This window comes from Mesorhizobium sp. P160927, assembly GCF_057766385.1.
Genome location: NZ_JBYMDW010000001.1, coordinates 1,978,474 through 1,996,677 on the forward strand (window position 1 = coordinate 1,978,474; position 18,204 = coordinate 1,996,677).

The 18,204-nt window shown below is 59.6% G+C and carries 14 protein-coding genes and 6 pseudogenes; 10 read left to right on the plus strand and 10 right to left on the minus strand.

All coding sequences use genetic code 11. The annotated features are described in order from the left end of the window. Positions 1-33 precede the first annotated feature (33 nt). The gene (locus AC3CB8_RS09590; RefSeq protein ID WP_352727387.1) at positions 34-396 is read right to left on the minus strand and encodes an ATP-binding protein; all 363 of its coding nucleotides are present in this window, start codon (positions 394-396) and stop codon (positions 34-36) included. Between AC3CB8_RS09590 and AC3CB8_RS09595 the strand changes: the two genes are divergently transcribed. After that, positions 389-1,876 (plus strand): M81 family metallopeptidase, encoded by a 1,488-nt coding sequence (locus AC3CB8_RS09595; protein ID WP_352727385.1) that lies wholly within the window; start codon positions 389-391, stop codon positions 1,874-1,876. The genes AC3CB8_RS09590 and AC3CB8_RS09595 overlap by 8 nt on opposite strands. 319 nt (positions 1,877-2,195) lie before the next feature. On the opposite strand, the gene AC3CB8_RS09600 is transcribed toward AC3CB8_RS09595, so the two are convergent. Beyond that, positions 2,196-3,331, minus strand: a protein-coding gene (locus AC3CB8_RS09600; RefSeq protein WP_488377289.1) for an IS3 family transposase whose coding sequence is annotated in 2 segments (ribosomal slippage) — positions 2,196-3,064 and positions 3,064-3,331 — 1,137 coding nt in all. Because the reading frame shifts where the segments join, the coding sequence is not laid out codon by codon here. Positions 3,332-3,868: 537 nt separating this feature from the next. Then, a pseudogene (locus AC3CB8_RS09605) lies at positions 3,869-3,994 on the minus strand (AAA family ATPase); the annotation flags it as partial. 50 nt (positions 3,995-4,044) lie between these two features. On the opposite strand from AC3CB8_RS09605, the gene AC3CB8_RS09610 reads away from it, so the two are divergent. Continuing rightward, complete coding sequence (locus AC3CB8_RS09610; RefSeq protein WP_352727417.1) at positions 4,045-4,515, plus strand: recombinase zinc beta ribbon domain-containing protein; 471 nt, start codon at positions 4,045-4,047, stop codon at positions 4,513-4,515. Positions 4,516-4,782: 267 nt separating this feature from the next. After that, the gene (locus AC3CB8_RS09615) at positions 4,783-5,346 is read left to right on the plus strand and encodes a hypothetical protein (RefSeq protein ID WP_352727415.1); all 564 of its coding nucleotides are present in this window, start codon (positions 4,783-4,785) and stop codon (positions 5,344-5,346) included. 143 nt (positions 5,347-5,489) lie between these two features. Here AC3CB8_RS09615 and AC3CB8_RS09620 read toward each other — a convergent pair whose 3' ends face one another. Beyond that, positions 5,490-5,705, minus strand: a complete 216-nt coding sequence (locus AC3CB8_RS09620; protein ID WP_352727413.1) for an ATP-binding protein — start codon at positions 5,703-5,705, stop codon at positions 5,490-5,492. Positions 5,706-5,845: 140 nt separating this feature from the next. Continuing rightward, positions 5,846-6,596 (minus strand): annotated as a pseudogene (locus tag AC3CB8_RS09625) (Mu transposase domain-containing protein); the annotation flags it as partial. 271 nt (positions 6,597-6,867) lie between these two features. Here AC3CB8_RS09625 and AC3CB8_RS09630 point away from each other — a divergent pair. Continuing rightward, positions 6,868-7,815: a cupin-like domain-containing protein gene (locus AC3CB8_RS09630; RefSeq protein WP_352727411.1), complete on the plus strand. Its 948-nt coding sequence runs from the start codon at positions 6,868-6,870 to the stop codon at positions 7,813-7,815. Positions 7,816-7,961: 146 nt separating this feature from the next. Further along, positions 7,962-8,249, plus strand: coding sequence for a tyrosine-type recombinase/integrase (locus AC3CB8_RS09635; protein WP_352727409.1), 288 nt, complete (start codon positions 7,962-7,964; stop codon positions 8,247-8,249). Between the two features lie 81 nt (positions 8,250-8,330). Here the strand turns inward: AC3CB8_RS09635 and AC3CB8_RS09640 are convergent. The 3 genes and pseudogenes from AC3CB8_RS09640 to AC3CB8_RS09650 all read right to left on the minus strand — a co-directional run. Continuing rightward, positions 8,331-8,525 (minus strand): annotated as a pseudogene (locus AC3CB8_RS09640) (transposase zinc-binding domain-containing protein); the annotation flags it as partial. Positions 8,526-8,762: 237 nt separating this feature from the next. After that, positions 8,763-9,152 (minus strand): recombinase family protein, encoded by a 390-nt coding sequence (locus tag AC3CB8_RS09645; protein WP_352727405.1) that lies wholly within the window; start codon positions 9,150-9,152, stop codon positions 8,763-8,765. A 2-nt stretch (positions 9,153-9,154) separates the two neighbouring features. Beyond that, positions 9,155-9,643 carry a recombinase family protein gene (locus AC3CB8_RS09650; RefSeq protein WP_352727403.1) on the minus strand — a complete coding sequence of 163 codons (489 nt, stop codon included), beginning with the start codon at positions 9,641-9,643 and terminating at the stop codon, positions 9,155-9,157. 595 nt (positions 9,644-10,238) lie between these two features. Between AC3CB8_RS09650 and AC3CB8_RS09655 the strand changes: the two genes are divergently transcribed. The 3 genes and pseudogenes from AC3CB8_RS09655 to AC3CB8_RS09665 all read left to right on the plus strand — a co-directional run. Beyond that, positions 10,239-11,120, plus strand: a complete 882-nt coding sequence (locus AC3CB8_RS09655; RefSeq protein WP_352727463.1) for a tyrosine-type recombinase/integrase — start codon at positions 10,239-10,241, stop codon at positions 11,118-11,120. A 10-nt stretch (positions 11,121-11,130) separates the two neighbouring features. After that, positions 11,131-12,299: pseudogene (locus tag AC3CB8_RS09660) on the plus strand (IS91 family transposase). A gap of 397 nt (positions 12,300-12,696) precedes the next feature. Further along, positions 12,697-13,091 (plus strand): annotated as a pseudogene (locus tag AC3CB8_RS09665) (ATP-binding protein); the annotation flags it as partial. Here the strand turns inward: AC3CB8_RS09665 and AC3CB8_RS09670 are convergent. Continuing rightward, positions 13,082-13,941, minus strand: a pseudogene (locus tag AC3CB8_RS09670) (site-specific integrase). The pseudogenes AC3CB8_RS09665 and AC3CB8_RS09670 overlap by 10 nt on opposite strands. Before the next feature lie 341 nt (positions 13,942-14,282). On the opposite strand from AC3CB8_RS09670, the gene AC3CB8_RS09675 reads away from it, so the two are divergent. After that, positions 14,283-15,293: an IS110 family RNA-guided transposase gene (locus AC3CB8_RS09675; protein WP_488377290.1), complete on the plus strand. Its 1,011-nt coding sequence runs from the start codon at positions 14,283-14,285 to the stop codon at positions 15,291-15,293. Between the two features lie 73 nt (positions 15,294-15,366). On the opposite strand, the gene AC3CB8_RS09680 is transcribed toward AC3CB8_RS09675, so the two are convergent. After that, positions 15,367-16,330 (minus strand): IS630 family transposase gene (locus AC3CB8_RS09680; RefSeq protein WP_488377291.1). Its coding sequence is split into 2 segments (ribosomal slippage): positions 15,367-15,991 and positions 15,990-16,330, totalling 966 coding nucleotides; the frame shifts between segments, so codons are not numbered across the junction. A gap of 505 nt (positions 16,331-16,835) precedes the next feature. On the opposite strand from AC3CB8_RS09680, the gene AC3CB8_RS09685 reads away from it, so the two are divergent. Further along, a complete protein-coding gene (locus AC3CB8_RS09685) occupies positions 16,836-17,987 on the plus strand; it encodes a TlpA disulfide reductase family protein (protein WP_352727448.1) in 1,152 nt (383 codons plus the stop codon). Positions 17,988-18,204: the final 217 nt, after the last annotated feature.

Below are 18,204 nucleotides of genomic sequence, written 5' to 3' on the forward strand. Positions count from 1 at the left end.
AGGCTAAGATTGGGCGAGATGTTTGGTATGCCGTCAAGTAACTCCGGGAGTTGACCCCTCCATGGGCGACATGAAGAATTGACTCCCTCGTTGGTTGGCGGTCGCGGTTGTTTGTTCCGGCATCATGCCCGGCTTTTGCAGAACGCCTGGCACGACACTTTTCACGCTGGGATAACTATCGCTGCGGATGGTGATGACGCTGCAATGATGGAGCAAGCGATCCAGGATTGCCGTGGCTGTATCGATAGAGGAATGGATCAGATCGGCGCCGTTCGCCGCGCGGTCGGGGCAGGGGGACAGGCGGTTATTTTTGTCACCGAAAAAAAGCAGAGACTTCAGAGGCCGGCTGCGTGTGCTACTGTTTGCCAGAACAATTCGGAGGTAACTAATGGCCAAAAGGAGAGTCCTTACTGGGGGCATTGCGCAAGAGTCCCACAGTTTCAATCCCATCCTGACTCGCCGCGAACGCTTCACGATAATTGAGGGTCAAGGTGCAGTTGAACGCAGTCGCGGAGCAAATTCGACGTTCGGCGGGGTAGTTGACTCCGCGTATGCGTCCGGCGTTGAGTTAGTCGTTCCCACCCTGTTTCGGGCACAATCCGGGGGACCCGTGGACGAGTTGGTCTTCGCGGAAGTATGCGACATTATGGTTGATGCCGCAAAGCGTGGCGACTTCGATGCAGTTGTCCTGCCGTTGCACGGTGGCATGCTTACGCAGAATTTGGCTGACCCAGAAGGTGTTCTGATTAAGCGACTACGGGCTATCGTCGGCAAGGACGTCCCGATCACCGCCGCTTTTGATCTCCATGCTCACGTGAAGGAAAGCACTCTAGAGCCATTAGATTTCCTCTCCGGCTACCTGACGAACCCGCACGAGGATCAGTCAGCCACAGCTAAACGTGCATTCCGTGCGGCGATGGATATTCTGGACGGTACGTTCAATCCAGTTCTGGCCGCGACCTTCCTCCCGATGCTTACGCTGGGTAACGACACAACGCTCGCCGGCCCGCTCGTCGAGATACGTGCGTATGCCCAAAATGCTGTGAAGCAGGGCAGGGGATGGGATGTATCCATTTTCAACTCCCAGCAATTTCTCGATGTTCCTTCGATGGGACAGGCTGTTCTTGTGTATGGGAATGATGAATTTCATGAAGCACAAAAAGTCGCGAACGAGATCATAAGAATGATTTGGAATGTTCGCGACAATTTCATAATCAAATACCCCGCGCTGGAAAAGGAACTGGAAAATATCGAGAGTTCCTCTGGCCCAATCATCCTTGGTGACCAGGGAGATCGTGTTATTGCAGGCGGACCGGGCGATAGCACCTGTATCCTAAATTACCTGTTGCAGAACAAAATCAACGTTCGAACCTATTTCCCTGTCTATGACCCGGAGGCCGTTGAGACTTGTGACCGGGCTGGGCTTTGCAAAGAAATCAGTCTGACCTTTGGTGGAAGATTTTCCACAGGCAGCCCAAGTGTAAGCACCAGAGGAACGATAATTGGCCTAGGAGCGAATGTTCCTGTTACCTACGACGGCCCGTCCGACAGAGGCACCACAACTTATATTGAGAAGTATGCGGTCTTCAGGAGCGACAACATTTACGTTGTGCTAACAAATCAACCTTACGGGTATATCGATCCAGCTTATTTCAGAGCGGTAGGTCTCGACCCGAGCGCGGCCAAGATCATTGTTACTCGCTCCGGATATCACTTTCAGCTCAATTTCGCGCAGATTGGCCGCGTCGTTACGGTAGACACGCCTGGCATGACTTCATATTACCTGGATCAGTTTCGATGGCAGCACGCGCGGCCATTCTATCCGCTAGACGCAATAGAATACGAGCCACGCCAATATACTCGCCGCCGCGCGTGACCTGCGGAGCCTGGCGCGAGTGCTCGTGGATTGTCGAAATTGATCCGACGTGCGCTTTGGGCGACCGCCGTCTTTTAACTAAACGCTGCGGCCCGGATAAGCCATTGTTTAATCTGTTTCTTCGCTGCAGCGCGCCGCCGAGGCTACTTCAATTATATCTGTGGCTGCTGGGCCCTGAGGTGGTCGACTTTGTCCGCACAGGAAATGGCGTTTTATAAGTGGGCTGTCCACCGCTCCTCGTAGAATGCCGTCCTGGCGTCGGCACGCAGGGAAGGCGTAGCCGAAACGGAGTGCCGATGCCAGGACGGCGGCAAAAAATTCATGCTGCCGATGCCAGCGGGGTAGCCCCGAAATAGGCATCGTCAGGCGTCCGTCCCCCATGCGCACAATGAGGACGCGTTGCGTTGTAAAAGGTCAAATATGCGCCGAGCGAAGCGCGCGCGGCGCCGACGCTGTCATAGGCCTTGAGATACACCTCTTCATATTTGACCGAGCGGCACAGCCGCTCGACGAAGACATTGTCGCGCCAGGCGCCTTTGCCATCCATGCTGATCGTGATCTCGTGCGTCGCCAGCAGGCCGGTGAAGGCGTCGCTGGTGAACTGGCTGCCCTGGTCCGTGTTGAAGATCTCGGGCTTGCCGTATCGCGCGAGCGCCTCCTCGACCGCCTCGAGGCAAAACGTCGTGTCTATCGTGATCGACAGGCGCCACGAAAGGACCCGGCGCGTGTACCAGTCGACCACCGCTGCCAGGTAGATGAAGCCGCGCGCCATGGGGATGTAGGTGATGTCCATCGCCCACACATGGTTCGGCCGCTCCACCGCGAGCGTGCGTAGCAGATATGGGTAAATCCTGTGGCCCACCGCCGGTTTCGACGTGTTCGGCCGGCGGTAGATCGCCTCGATGCCCATCCGCTTCATCATCGTGCGGATAGCCTCGCGCCCGATCTCTATGTCCTCGCCGCGAAGCAGATCGCGCAGCATCCGGCTGCCCGCAAACGGATGCTCCAGATGCAGCGCGTCGATCCGGCGCATCGTAGCCAGATCCTCCGGCGACACCGGATACGGCCGGTAATACAGGCTGCTCCGGCTGAGCCCTAAAAGCTTCGCCTGGCTCGTCAGCGGCAGGGCGTGCGTGCGGTCGATCATCGCTTTGCGCTCGGCAGGCCGCCCTTGCCGAGCGCATTTTCTAAAAAATCTTTCTCCAGCGTCAACTCGCCAATCTTCGCATGCAGCGTCTTCAGATCCACCGCCGGCGACGATGACGCCTCCGACCGCCCCCAGCCGAATACCCCGCTCGCACCCTCCAACAGCTGCGCCTTCCAGTTCGTAATCTGATTGGCATGCACGTCAAACTGCTGCGCCAGCTCGACTACCGTCTTCTCGCCCTTGATCGCCGACAACGCCACCTTCGCCTTGAAGGCCGGTGTGTGGTTCCGTCGTGTTCGCTTCATCATCTCGTCTCCTGATTCCCGGCGATCCTCGCCGCATTCAGGTAGACTGTCCACTTAACGCCCTGTCCGGATTCTTCAGGCCACCTCTGCGCTGCAATCTCAGAAGGTCGCAGGCCATAATAGGCCATGAGGTGGAGGATGGCATGGTGACGGCGGCCGAGATAATCAGTCCTCGCGACCGAGGACAGCAATTTTTCGATCACCTCCCAATCAAGGGCACGAGGTGGCAATTCTCCACGATAGGTTCTGGGCGTATCGATGCGCTCTAGCCCTCGGGCAGTCTTACCACGATCACCGCAAAAGCGCAGGAAAGCGCGCAGATGGGCAACCTTGTGCTGGAGTGTTTGGCGCAGCACCTGCGGCTCAAGATATGAATGAAGTTTTCGACGTACTCTGATGTCAGTGCGCTCTCCTGTTGAGGTTTGGGGAGCGGCCATCCTAGGTGGACGGTGATTCAGTTATGTGGAGTTGTATCGTGGGAAGTCGCGCGTCTGCGGGCTCTTGCGGTGTCAGCTCCACATCTCTGCGCAGTGCACGTTGGTCGAGGATTAGCAGTTGCACCCGAGCCAGTTTGTCGATGAGACGGGGAAAGCGGCCGTCGAGACGCGCCAGGGCGAGATCTTCGAACAGACGCGGCATGCGCAGGTAGAGCACGGAATGGTCGACCGGGCGGCCTGACGTAATGACAAAAAGACTTCGGGAACAAAACCTTTAGCATGGCGAACCTGCACATCCTGACCAACCCGATCTATGCTGGTGTCTATGCTTTTGGGCGCACTGGCAGCCGCGTCAGCATTGACGCCGGCCGCAAAAAGGTGGTGCGTGGCTTCAAGAAGGAGCGCAAGGACTGGGAGGTGTTGATTCCGAGCCACCACGAGGGTTATCTGACCTGGGCAGCCTACGAGAGGAACCTCGGCCTGATCGCCGACAACGCCAATGGCAAGAACCCTATGAGCCGAGGTGCCCTGCGTCGGGGTGAGGCGCTGCTCGCCGGCCGGCTGCGGTGTGGTCATTGCGGACGCAAGCTGCACGTTGCTTACTCCGGCACCGACGGCAACACAGGCCGCTATCACTGCAGGGGTGGCTTCCTCAATCACGGCGGCGATCGCTGCATCTCGTTTGGAGGCATGCGTGTTGACCGCGATATCGGCGCCGAGGTCATCGTGCGCCTGCAACCGCTGGTATAGAGGCCGCGCTCGCAGCACAGACTGTCCGCAGCTGGGCGAGCGAGGACAAGCGACGACAGGTCGAGCTGGCACTGGAGCAGGCCCGCTACGAAGTCGGCCGCAGCTGGGCGAGCGAGGACAAGCGACGACAGGTCGAGCTGGCACTGGAGCAGGCCCGCTACGAAGTCGGCCGCGCGCGTCGCCTCCGTCGATCCCGACAACCGCCTCGTCGCTGCGGAGTTGGAGACGCGATGGAATGAACGACTGACTGTCGTCCGCGATCTGGAGATGGACCTGGAGGAATTGACGACATCATCCGCTACCGACCCGACGCCTGTCGATCACCAGCGACTGATGCTGCTCGGTGCCGATCTGCAAAGGGCATGGACCAGCGCCGGCGTGACATCAGAGGCAAAGAAACGCATCGTGCGCACGCTGATCGACGAGATTGTCGTCCGCATCGAGGACAGCACGCTGGATCTCGTCATTCGCTGGCACGGCGGCGCCCATTCGGCCCTCAAGGTCGGGAAAAACCGCTCCGGCCAGCACCGCTGGAGCGCCGAAGGCGAGACCATCGATTTGGTGCGTGTGCCGGCTCGACAGATGCCGGACAGGGCGATCGCCTCCGTACTCAACCGGGCCGGCAAAACGACGGGACGCGGCAACGGCTGGACGCAATCACGGGTGTGCAGCCTGCGTAATCACAATGAGATTCCAGCCTATCGGGAAGGCGAGCGTCAGGAGCGCGGTGAGGTCACGCTCGACGAGGCTGCGACGGGCTCTGTCTGTCAGCCCATCGACCGTGCGCCGTCTGATCAAAGATGGTCAACTTTCGGCGAACCAGCTCTGTAAGGGAGCACCCTGGATCGTCCGCGCCCTCGATTTGGACCGAAGCGACGTGAAGGGTGCAGCGACTGCTCGTCATCTGAGACGGCCGCCGTCCAGCAATCCTCTGCAAAAAAACCTTGAACTTCAATGACATGGAAAGGTGAGCATTATGAAGCAGGCTCGGTCTGCCCGGTGATGATGAGGTTTTCATGCGCCTTCAGCCAGGCGCCCTGGGCCAGCGACAGCGTATTGCGCCGGTCGAGCCCGCGATGCGCGGCGAAGTCGATGTTCTCGATGCAGGCGTCGACAAAGCGCAGCCTGGCGACGGCGAGACGGTTGGTCAGACGCTTGTCGGCACGCATGGCGGCTTCACGATCGAGCATCAGGCCAAGTCACTCGTCGCGACCGAGATCGTCGGCGTTGCTCTGGTCGGCCAGGTCCGATAGGCGGAGGCCATTCCGCCAAGGCCGAGCCTGCATCTGGTCGAGGGTTGGATGAGTCAGCATGGTTGGTTTCCTTTCCTTCATTGATAATAGGAGCCGCTGCGGATGTTGGTGTGCGATGGCGTGGGCTTGACCGGCTCGGCCGCGGGCGGCACGCGGTCGAGGCCGGATTTGAGGATCGCGTTGACGGAGGAGTAGGTGATCGCATTGATGGTCAGTGCCCGCGCGCAGGCTGCCTTGAGCCGATCCCGCTCGTAGCGACGGGCCAGCGAGAGGATGCCGAAAGCGGAGCGGTATCCTGCTCGGGATGGGGACGGTCGCGCATCTGCGCTCGACCAGGATGGCGGTGTTGGCGCCGATCCTGGCTGCCTGCCGGATCAGGTTCGCCGGCGTGTTGGCATAGCGCTGGTGCGCCTTGGGCATGTGCTCGTTGACGGTGACATGGCCGCAGCGCTGCGAGCGGCGGACATGGCTGGCGACGCGCTTGTGATCATGGAAGAGCTCGACCACCCGGTGGGTGAGCCGCACATCCACGCGCCGCCCGATCAGCGCGTGCGGCACCGAGTAGAAGGTCCTGTCGATCTCGACATGGTAGTCGGGATGCACCTTCGCCGATTTCCACTCCGCATATTCGAACGGCGCCGGCGGCAATGGCGACAGGGCCGTTCGTTCGATCTCCTCGAACAGCTCCCGGCGGCTTTTGCCGACATGGCGCATGGGGCGATTGTTCAGATCCTTCAGCAACGCCACGATTGCGGCGTTGAGATCGCCGAGACTGAAGAAGCGCCGGTTGCGCAGCCGGGCCAGGACCCAGCGCTCGACGATCAGCAGTTGCGACGACCGCTTGAATCCACCGCTTGGGCCCATTGCATCCGGTTCGCAATGCTCAGAATCGGGGTTTGCCCTCAACAAGCAAAACCGTGGCACTTCGAAACCTACTAAGATTAATAGTTGAGAATCTGAGCGTATAGTTTACCACATTCACAATGCCTTGTCGTTGGAGAGGCTTCGCGCGGCATATGCATGTGAATGCCCGCGCACCTTCGCTTCTCTCGCGATAGTAGTTACCGTTTGTCATGTTCGTCTTGGAAAGGATATCAAAATGGTTGGAAATATGTTAGTGCCAACACGGACTTTCGATGATCGTCCTCTGTCCGCGCTGAAGGATTCAGGCTGGTCATTTGTTCAAGACGTAACTGAGTTGTCTGATAATAAGTTTGCTGATAGTTACCGAGATGCTATGCGGCCTGTAATATTACGTGGAGGCTGCTCCGCTTGGAAAGCCTGTAAGCTATGGTCTCCACACTATTTCGAAAAGGTAGCCGGATCGGTTACTGTGCCAGTCAAAACTCTTAAGAACAGCGAGATCAACGTTTCATCTTGGGAGCTGGCAGAATACGCACGTTTCGTCAAGGACTCACAGCCGTGCGAGGGTGGAGACTCCACAGCTACTCCGTATTGCCACGACATTCCCCTGCTAGGCCTAATCGAGGGTTTGGCGGAGGATTGCCAACCTTTTCCGGCCGACTTTCTTAGCCCATCATATCGTCGGCATTGGTGGCACTACTCGCAGTTTTTCATGGGCCCTGCGGGAGCCGTTACCCCACTCCACTTCGATACATTACTTAGTCATAACCTCTTCTTCCAGATTTTCGGCGCGAAGCAGTTCACCATCCTCCCGCCTAGCCAAACCATCCATTGTGGACGCCGCGGTTGGCGGTGGTTCGATGTGGATCCCGAGCAACCGGACTATGTACGTTTTCCAGAGTACAAGAGAACGACACCCACCGTAATCACCGTAAATGCTGGTGACATCCTGTACATGCCGCCCGGAACGCTTCACCACGTTCGTAGCTTATCGACCTCAATTTCCTTCGCTATCGATTTTCATACGAAACAGAGCGTACTGGACGCACTGGAGCAGTCAAACGAGGGCATGCCCAATGAAGTGATCTACTATAATGCGATTGCGGCATTGTCGGTAATCAGCGGAATATCTGAAAGCATCACTTTTCCGTTATACCGTCCATACTTGAGCTATGTCAGCTGATGGTGAGCAACTAATGATCATCTCCGATGCGAACTCGAGCTGACGTTTATGACGAACCATCGGTGATTATAAAGTAACGGTAGCGAAGTCGGCATTCTTTTTGGCCAAGCATTCATCGCACGTGGTTGAGCTGGAGCTGGGCGTTGGTGGACTGGCGTACATATCTGCTCAAACAGCATGCAGCCACTGCCGCTCGAGCGCATTCCGGCCTCAACAAGAAACGCATCTCGCCTCACGTGCTCAGGCACACATGCGCGATGATCATCCTGCAAGCAACGCAGGACATCCGCAAGGTGTCGCTGTGGTTGGGGCACGCCACGCTGACGATCACTGAAATCTACACGCGCGGGGATCCGACAGAGAAGCAGCTGGACGCCATGGAATCGATCATTCCACCGCATCTGCGGCGCGGCGCGTTCAAGCCGGCGTCGTAATGGTGAGCCGGGTTGGCGGCGGTGGACACAGGAGCGCGATCAAATCGCCGCCAGCTCCCCATTACTGGATCTGCCCAGAAGGCAGGAATTATAGGAGATGCGGGTCCTGCCGCAATCGTCGCAGGCATTGACGTGACCGCCGAGCCTGGGTGTCCGGCAAGCTTCGATCGCGCCCATGACGCGTCGCTCGCCGCGGCCCAGATGGCCGGCGTTCTCACGCCTGTAGGAGCTCCCATGTCGTCGAAAGATGTCGGCGACTTCGAAGGTGGGGCGCAACCGATTACGATTCCGGCGGCGTCACCTCCAGTCGTAATCGATCGAGCGGACTGGCCGTCGACCGGATCGTGTCAGTGGAGACCTGCGTATAGCGCACTGTTGTCGAGAGGTGGGCGTGGCCGAGCAAGTGCGGGTTTCACAAAGTACGGGACAAGGATTTCAGTAAGTCGCGGACACCGATTTCATAAAGTCCGGGACAGCGATTTCAGTAAGTCGCGAACAGACGTTGCGGCGGATTTAGAGGTAACCTTCGTGATGGTCGATGAGCAAGACCTCCCAGTCGGCGCGATCGCGCCTGATCCCACGCAAAATCCGTTTGCGTCCGGCCTCTATGGTGATTTTGCTGCAGGTTCGCCCGAACGCATAGGCGCCGGCGTAGATCGGGTTGGTGAGAATGTGGTGCACCGTATTGTAGACGGGCAGCTTCCAGACGATCGCCCTGTCCGCCGCGCGCGTGTAATTTACGGCAGGGAGCATAATGCCGTCGCGGCGCAAGCACAGATGCACCTGCCGGATGCTCTGCAGTTCGTCGAAACGCCGGAATACAAGATCGATCGCCTCGCGGATCCGCAGGTCCGGGTCTTTCTCGACCCGGTTCCGGCCCGACTTGACGTAACCGATCGCCACCGTCAGGAAAGTTCGCCCCGTCGTGCCTTCTGCTTCGGGGCTTCCATCGAGCGGGCCCGCAGGATCGAAAGCTCCAGTTCGCTCATCGTGCCCTTCATGCCGAGCAGCAGCCTGTCGTTGGGATGACGCGGTTCGTAGATGCCGTCCTCATCGATGATGAGCGTTCCGACAAGGCCGCAAAACTCGATGAGCGTATGCCAGTCCCGGCCATTGCGGGCCAGCCGGGAGGCTTCAATGGCGAGGACCGCACCAACCCGACCTTCGCAGATCGCCGCCAGAAGCTTCTCAAAGCCCGGACGGCTGATGCCAGACCCTGAACGACCGAGATCTTCATCGATGACGATGGCGTCTTTCCAGCCAAGGGACCGCGCTCGCTCGGCAAGGCCATATTGGCGTCCCCGGCTCTCGGGATTGTTGACGAGTTGATCGGCCGTCGACTGCCGGACATAGACATAGGCACCGCGCGCGAGATGTTCAGCGGTGATCTTCATGATCTGCCTCCCGTCCCGTCTGGCTCACAGGCGGGAGGGTGCGTTCCCGGACTTCGCCTGGAAGACTCGATGGCGGAGCCTTCTTGGAAAACAGGTCTGGCTGGTCGGTTCGGCATTGCCTGCGCTGCATGGTCGTCTCCTGGCTGGCGTGAGTCGCTCTGCAGAAAACGTAGACATGCATCGACCTCGCGGCGCAGGTCGCGCTGGCATGAAAGGGGAAAACGGGGCGCCTCGCGAACCGCCATCGTCAGGGCGATCTCTTCCGTCATCCAGATCGGAATCAGCGCCAGGCTGCCATCCGGTTGTCGCCCGACATAGGCCGGCTCACCGCAATAACGCTGACGGCCTGTGACGAAAATCTCCCCGCCCGAACGTGGATGAAAGGCGTAACGGACAATCTTCTTTGCCTCGCCATCCTGATAACGGGCATTGGACTAACCCGCTCCGCGAATGCGGAGCGGCAAGGAGGGTGAGTGCCGACAGCGTGATCTGATCGCGTCGTCTGTCGCGCTGGTCATGTGTCCACAACAAGCTCCGACTACGTCAGCATGGAGTGGCTGCTTGCAGCCTATTCCATCGGACAAAGGAGCTTGTCATGACCCAACTTCGCCAGCGCATGAGCGAGGACATGGAGGTGCGCAACCTCGCGCTCAACACCCAACTCTCCTATCTTCAGCAGGTGTCGCTGTTTGCGCGTCACTTCGGCAAGTCGCCGGACTTGCTCGGGCGCGAGGATATTCGGACCTATCAGGTCTATCTGACCAACGAGAAGAAGCTGTCGCCCGGCTCAATCCACATCGCCATTGCGGCGCTGCGCTTTCTCTACAGTGTGACGCTCGAAAGGGATTGGGCGCCTGAAGAGGTCCTGCCGCTTCCCAAGAAGCCGCAGAAGCTGCCGATCATCCTCAGTGCCGAGGAAGTTCAGCGGTTCCTCGGCTGCGTCCTCGACGTCAAACACCACGCCATCCTGACCACTTGCTATGCCGCCGGCTTGCGCATCTCGGAAGCGGTGCAGCTGAAGCCCACGGGCATCGACAGCCAGAGAATGGTCATCCGCGTGGAGCAGGGCAAAGGCCAGAAGGACCGCTATGTGATGCTGTCGCCCAAGCTCTTGGAGATCCTGCGCAGCTACTGGAAGGTGCGGCGGCCAAAGGAGTGGCTCTCCCCCGGCGATCGTGCCGGCCAGCCGATCACCAGGGATGCGGTGGGACACGCCTGCGCGAAAGCGCGCGACCGCTCCGGATTGTCCAAGCCGGTCACGCCCCATTCGCTTCGCCACGCCTTCGCCGTCCATCTGCTGGAGGCCGGCGCCGACGTGCGCACCATTCAACTGCTGCTCGGTCACCGCAGCCTCGCGACCACCGCCCATTACCTGCGGATCGCCACCAACAAGGTCTGCGCCACGTCGAGCCCCTTCGAGCTCTTGCCGAGGCCGGCGCCCACCCCGCCGCCGCCCGCCAAGCCGCAGTACTTCTGAGCTCGCGCCGATGGCCCGCTCGGGGCCGGGAGTGGCGGTCATCTTCCGCCGCTACGGCGAAGCCTATCGTGCGCAGCATGACGCGCAGCTGTCGATCGCCCAGCGCCGCGTCATGACCGCGATCGAACTGTGCCGGACCGCCGCGCTCGGCGGGCATGTCGAGCAGTGCGATCACTGCGGCCACCGGCGCATCGCCTTCAACAGCTGCCGCGACAGGCATTGCCCCCGCTGCCAATCGCTGGCCCGTGCGCAATGGCTGGAGGATCGTCGCGCCGAGCTCCTCGACACGCAATACTTTCACGTCGTCTTCACGCTGCCCGGCGACATTGCCGTCATCGCTTATCAGAACAAGGCGCTCGTCTACGGCCTGCTCTTCCGCGCCGCCGCCGAGACCCTGCGCACCATCGCCGCCGATCCCAAGCACCTGGGCGCCGAGATCGGCTTCTTCGCCGTGCTGCACAGCTGGGGCCAGAACCTGCTTCATCATCCGCATCTGCACTGCGTCGTTGCCGGCGGCGGCCTGTCTGCCGACGGTCGTCGGTGGATCGCCTGCAAGCCCGGCTTCTTCTTGCCGGTCCGGGTGCTCTCACGCCTGTTGCCTTCGACGCCGGCCAGTTGAAGTTCTTCTCTGGCCTGCAGCACCTGAGCGAGCGCGACGCCTTCCGGCGCTATTTGGCGCCGCTACGAAAGGCTGAGTGGGTCGTCTTTGCCAAACCGCCCTTCGCCGGACCTGCCCAGGTGCTCGACTATGTCGGGCGCTATACGCACCGCGTCGCCATCTCCAACAACCGCCTCATCGACATCGAGGACAACGCCGTTCGTTTCCGCTGGAAGGACTACCGGCACGGCAATCGGCAGAAGGTCATGACCGTCGCGTCCGACGAGTTCATTCGCCGCTTCTTGTTGCACGTCCTGCCCGAGGGCTTCCATCGCATCCGCTACTACGGCTTTCTCGGCAATCGCTACCGCGCGCAAAAGCTCGCCCACTGCCGCGACCTGCTCGGCATGCCGGTTCCCGAGCCGTCGCATGGCTCATCCGAAAGGGATTACCGCGACCGCTATGAGGATCTCACCGGTCATTCCCTCAGGCAATGCCCCGCCTGTCGTCAAGGCCAGATGATCATCGTCGAAATCTTCGACGGCGCGACTGGACCCCCGCCATACTGGGATACGTCATGAAAGAACCGCTCCGCTTTCGCCGTCACCGCATCGCACGACCCGTTCGGCCGGAAAACCGAGTCGGTCCCGCGAAGCTGCGCGCCGTCACCCCCGGCTGCCTTTGCCGGGCAAGGCCGACGCCGGTCCTCACTTTGCCGAACCTATATCCGTGCCGCTTTCGGCGCACGCGACCCCTGCAATCGCTGCGTCCACGACCGCATCCGCGCCCACGCCATGCCTGTTCATGGCACGGCGTTGAACGCCCATAGCGGCCACCCGTGCCGGCGGCTTAGTCCAACACGTTTTTAGCTCACCGTCGCGATCCACCTCAGCGCGCTCTCGCCACCCGCCTTTCTCCGCGACGCCAAGCTAAAAACGCTCTGCATTATGAGCCCAGTCCCGCCGGGCACCGGAAAGAGCCTGCGCCTTCGCACGACAGGCGGCCCGCCTCGACTACTCTGTCCTCTACGTTCGTATGCCGCGGCTGTTCGAGGACCTGCACTCGCCAGGCTTGATGGACGCTTTCCGCGCCTCGTCGACAAGCTTGCACGCGTTCAGTTGCTGGTGCTGGATGACTGGGGAACCCATACGCTGAACGACAGGCAGCGCCTCGATCTCCTGGAAATCTTCGAGGAACGATATCGGCGGAAATCGACACTGATCACGGCTCAGCTTCCCGTGGCCGCCTGGCACGAAATGATCGGAATTGTCCACAACGCACACCGCATAACGCTCGAAGGCGACAGCATGCGGAAACGAAAAATACCGACGCTCTTGACGGGCGGCGAAATAACCGAAATCAATCACCCGTAACAGCAACAAGGCAACCGGAACTCGATCGCATCCGTTGTCCACGACTTAGCGAAATGCTTGTCCGCGACTTGCTGAAACCGCTGTCCCAATTTAGTGAAATCCGCAAGCAGGACCTGGATGATGCGGATATCGGTCCCGTTCTCGAGCAGGTGAGTGGCAAAGGAATGCCGCAGCGTATGGACGGTGACGTGCTTGGAAAGACCCGCCGCCGTAACCGCCGAACGGCAGGCGGAATGCAGCACCCACGGCTCGATCGGCTTGTCAGGATCGCGCCCAGGAAACAGAATGTCCTTGGGCCGCGCCAAGCGCCAATAGCTGCGCAGGATACCGAGCAGTTCCGGCGACAGCATGACGTAGCGGGCTTTGCCGCCTTTGCTACGCGTGATGTGGATCACCATCCTTGAGCTGTCGATATCGTTGGCGCGAAGACCACAGACCTCCGAGACCCTGAGACCGGCGGCATAAGCTGTTGTCAGAGCCACCCGCGCCTTCAAGCTGGAGACAGCTTGAAGAAATTCGACGACCTCGTCGCTGGAAAGAACAACCGGCAACTGGCGAGGCTCGCGCGCATACGGAATATGCTCCGGGATTGTATCCTGGCCGAGCGTTACGCCATAGAGGAACCGGAGTGCGCAGACGATCTGGTTCAATCCCGACCAGGAGATGCCCGTCGACACGAGGTGAACCTGGAAGGCATGGAGTCGCAAAGGCCCAGCCGATCCGGCGATCGGCCAAAATAGCGGCTAAACTTTGCGACTGCATAAAGGTAGGATTGCCGCGTGGCCGGAGATAGATTGCGGACTGTCATGTCCTCCATCATCCGGCGACGCAGAGGGCTCATCTCGGCCATCTGGATCTCCTGTCTGAAGGATGGGTTTGCAACACCCAAATCCTCTCAGACAGGAGGCGTCTCTCAAAGCGGGCACCAATTGCCGCGACTAGAGCAGAATCTGATCACTCAGGCTCGTATCCTGCGGCGCAGAAGTAGTTTGAGCACTCCTCGGCGGTGAAGCGTGGCAAGGGGTCGCGGATTGCGTCCCAAAGCTCGGGGATGTTGCGTGCGGCGGCTTTCCTGAGGATCGACTTCAGCTTGGAGAAGGCATTCTCGATTGATGGTGTGGATGGCTCCTGCTCCCGGCGTCGCATTGCGCCATAGTTGGGATGTTGTCGTCCCGAGCAAAGGAGCCATCCATGTCAGAACTTGCCACAGTTGGCATCGACCTCGCAAAGAGTGTCTTCCAGATCCATGGTGTCGATGGGAACGGTCGGGTTCTCGTACGCCGTCAGCTTCGCCGCAGCCAGTTGCTGGTGTTTTTCCAGAAGCGTCCACGATGCCTGATCGGCATGGAGGCTTGCGCAGGTTCTCACGATTGGGGGCGCAGGCTTCTGAAGATGGGGCACGACGTCCGGCTGATGCCGCCCTCCTATGTGAAGCCTTACGTGAAGCGCGGGAAGACGGATGCTGCGGATGCGGCCGCCATCTGTGAAGCCGTGACACGCCCCTCCATGCGGTTTGTCGCCATCAAGAGCGAAGCCTGCTCGTCGGTTCTGGTTCTTCACCGCACGCGAGACTTTCTGGTTCGCCAGCGCACGCAGATCGGCAACGCGATCCGGGCCCACATGACGGAGTTCGGCGTCATCGCGGCGAAGGGCGCGCAGAACGTCAATCGACTGAAGGATCAACTGGATCAACTGCCGGAAGTAGCTCGAATGCCTGTGAGTTTGCTCTTCGATCAGTTGGCCGAGACGGACAAGCGGATCGAGCGGCTGACCGACGAGCTCGAAGAGACCTACGCGCAAAGCGAGACAAGCCAGCGTCTAGCCACAATCCCAGGTGTGGGGATGCTGTCGGCGACGATCATCGCGGCGACGACGCCGGATGTCGACAATTTCGGCAGCGCAAGGGACTATGCCGCCTGGCTCGGCCTCACTCCCAAGCCGCACTCCACCGGAGGCAAGCAGAGGGTGGGCCGGATCTCGAAGATGGGCAATCGTTATATCCGACGCTTGCTGTATCTGGGCGCCATGGCGCAGATCATGCTCAGATGCAGACTCAAGCGCGAGCCGAGCTCGGACTGGCTATCGGGCATGCTGATGCGAAAGAAGACGAAGATCGTCGCCGTCGCTTTGGCGCATCGCATGGCACGAACAATATTCGCCGTCCTGAGGGACGGATCGCGTTACGAGCCGCAGTCAGCCTGACAGGCTCTCGGAATGGTCAGGGCAAAGTGAGGTGATGGCGAACAAACGGAGACGAAGAACCAGGACACCCCGATTAATCCGAAGCGCCTCGAGCGCGCTCGATTGAGTGGGACCTGTTCTCCAAGCGGATATTCATCAGGGCGCGCAGCGATCCCGTTGCACATTCAGACGCCGTATACATGGCCGCAACCGACCTGTTCACCAAACCCGATCCGATACCCTTGACCCGCAGGAGCCATCCATACGGGTTAAAGTCGGGGCTGTAAGGCGGTAGGAAGAGCATTCGCGCGCCGGCCGCTTCGATCGCTTGGCGGGCGGCGGCGACTTTGTGAGCGGGCAGGTTGTCGAGGATGACGATGTCACCAACTCGAAGCGTAGGCGCCAATACATGCTCGGCATAAGCGGCGAACCATTCACCCGTCATCGGTCCGTCGAGGACCATCGGCGCAGTCATGCCCGTCAGGCGCAATGCGCCTGTAAAAGTAGTCGTTTTCCAGTGCCCGTGCGGGATCGGAGATCGGCACCGCATGCCCCGCTTTGCCCGTCCACGCAGGCGAGCCATCTTCGTCGATGCGCCGGTCTCGTCGATAAAGACCAACCGTTCGGGATCGAGATCAGGCTGGGCCTTGAACCAGGCGCGTCGCCGCGCGAGCACGTCGGGCCGATCCTGCTCGCTGGCGTGCGCTGTTTTTTTTGAAGGTCATCGAGTGACGGTCGAGAAAGCGCCAGATCGTGCTCGGCGCGAACACGACCGCATGCTCCGCCCTGAGAAATTCAGCCAACTCGACCAGTGTGATGTCGTCCTGACCTTCGATCACCGCCAGGATCGTATCCCGGTAGGCTTCGATCCGCTGGGAGCGCTTGTCTCCGCCTTGGGGCTTTGCCCGCGTCGCGCCGCTCTCTCGCCATTCGCGGACCCAGCGGACCGCGCTTGCCGCGGCAACACCGAAACGATCCGCCGCAGCCCGCCGCGACAGGCCACTCTCAACCGCTGCGATCACTCGCGAACGCAAATCCTCCGATATGGCTCTAACCATGCCTGCTGGCCTCCATACCCAGCCGACATGATGAATCAGATATTCTCCCCGATGGGAATCCCTCGCGATTCCATCAGGTCAGATTATGCTCTAGCGGCTTAGTTCAATCCGCAGTCATGATGTCCATCTGCTTGTCGCTCAGCCCAATTAGATCGAATACATATTGTGTCGCCCGTGGCCACGCATCTGTGGCGGCGCGAAGCGTGTGATGCGTGTCTTAAACCTGACAGCGGCAGAAAACATGTCAGGTTCAATACAAGCGGCCATCATGGGCTTGGAGGTTTTTCAAAGGGTAATCATGCGTTTACCGCGCCCTGAGTGCGCTGGCATGGCTTTTGCGACACGGCCTTGGCGAATTGAGATGCGGCAACACGGAGTGAAGGCTGCTGCACGCAGACGCGCGAGACGAACGATGCGTTCCTTGAATCCGTGTGTCCCGCTCTAGCGGGGAAACAAGCTCGCGCACAAAGTCGCGCAGCCTTTGGCAATAGCTTTGGAGAGCAACATGGTATTGCAGATCGAGTCGCCGGCACCTTCGATCAAAGTGGAGACTTGGCTGCGTGGCGATCCCCTGACGACCTTCCGGCCCGGCAAAGTCTACATCGTCGAATTTTGGGCAACCTGGTGCGGACCATGTGTGGCGGCGATGCCGCATCTGGTGGAGCTGCAGGAGAAATACAAGAATAGCGGACTTCAGGTCGTTGGGGTCGCGGCGAGTGAACGCGCTCCAACGGCCGTTGAGGCCCGAACCAAGTTGGACGCGTGGTTGACCGAAAAGTGCTCGAATCTGAACTATCGGATCGCGTTCGACCACACAGGCGAAATGAACAAGCTTTGGATGGAACCCAGTCTGTCGGTCGGGATTCCGACCTCCTTCGTGGTCGACCGAGACGGCCACATCGCCTTTATCAGTGATCCGATGAAACTCGATGAGGTGTTGCCGAAAGTGTTTAACGGCAGCTGGCGCACTAGCGATGAAGCGAAAGCGGCGGATATGGAGCGGATCGCCAGGAACGAACCCATAGCGCGCGAACAAGCGTTGAAGAAGCCGATCAATGACAGGTTCTTGGCGGCGGTGAAGTTAGAAGATTGGAACACGGCGCTCTGTGCGATCGAAGAGGGCATCGCTTTGCTGCCGGACGACATCATTTTCCGCTTGGCTCATGTGCATCTGGTGCTTCACAAAATGCAAGACATGTGGACCGGCTTGCCCCTCATGCGGCAATGGGTTCGCGACGCGATCGACAGAAACTCCGAGGATTGGATGATTATGGCGTTAGACCAACTCTTCCATCCGGCGAATGACCATTTGGACTTCCCCCCTGCTGAGCGCTTCGCGATGGGCAAAGAGCTGTCCGAACACATCCTGGCACTGAATCCCCCGCATGGCGACGGACCTAAGTTCCGGTCTTATCCGGCGGTCGCCCGTTACTATCATGAGAACGGCAACAAAAATTGCGCGATCGAGTTGGTCGAGCTGGCACTGAAGTCGCTGGACGGTCCGGAGCCTATCCCGGCCGAACTGAAAGAGTACCTTCTGCCGGATTTGCTGCAGACCTTGGCCAACTACAAGGGGAAGAAGGTTTGTCACGGCGCCCTCTGTGCGGCTCCGCAAGACAATTTCCGGAAGGTGCCAAAGTGTCAAACGGCCCTTTAATTGCGGGTAGTTGTCAATCCGGATCTCGCACTGCCATCGCCGGGGTCATGGTCCTTTCCGAGGTCGAGTGCCTCATGATGATGTTCGGGTCGGGCGCCTCAACGTTTCCAACGAGATGCAGATGAACTGCTGTCAGCCGTTTGACCGAGGTCGCCGCAACCACCGTCCCGGCGGGGACATCACTGGTTCCGGAAACCGGCCCGCGAATTAGAGCAGA

Excerpts from the sequence above, each read along its gene's own strand:
- AC3CB8_RS09655 (WP_352727463.1), top strand. The coding sequence starts at position 10,239 with ATGACCCAACTTCGCCAGCGCATGAGCGAGGACATGGAGGTGCGCAAC.
- AC3CB8_RS09650 (WP_352727403.1), bottom strand. The coding sequence starts at position 9,643 with ATGAAGATCACCGCTGAACATCTCGCGCGCGGTGCCTATGTCTATGTC.
- AC3CB8_RS09620 (WP_352727413.1), bottom strand. The coding sequence starts at position 5,705 with ATGCTCGATCGTGAAGCCGCCATGCGTGCCGACAAGCGTCTGACCAAC.
- AC3CB8_RS09630 (WP_352727411.1), top strand. The coding sequence starts at position 6,868 with ATGGTTGGAAATATGTTAGTGCCAACACGGACTTTCGATGATCGTCCT.
- AC3CB8_RS09615 (WP_352727415.1), top strand. The coding sequence starts at position 4,783 with ATGGACCTGGAGGAATTGACGACATCATCCGCTACCGACCCGACGCCT.
- AC3CB8_RS09610 (WP_352727417.1), top strand. The coding sequence starts at position 4,045 with ATGGCGAACCTGCACATCCTGACCAACCCGATCTATGCTGGTGTCTAT.
- AC3CB8_RS09595 (WP_352727385.1), top strand. The coding sequence starts at position 389 with ATGGCCAAAAGGAGAGTCCTTACTGGGGGCATTGCGCAAGAGTCCCAC.
- AC3CB8_RS09685 (WP_352727448.1), top strand. The coding sequence starts at position 16,836 with ATGGTATTGCAGATCGAGTCGCCGGCACCTTCGATCAAAGTGGAGACT.
- AC3CB8_RS09675 (WP_488377290.1), top strand. The coding sequence starts at position 14,283 with ATGTCAGAACTTGCCACAGTTGGCATCGACCTCGCAAAGAGTGTCTTC.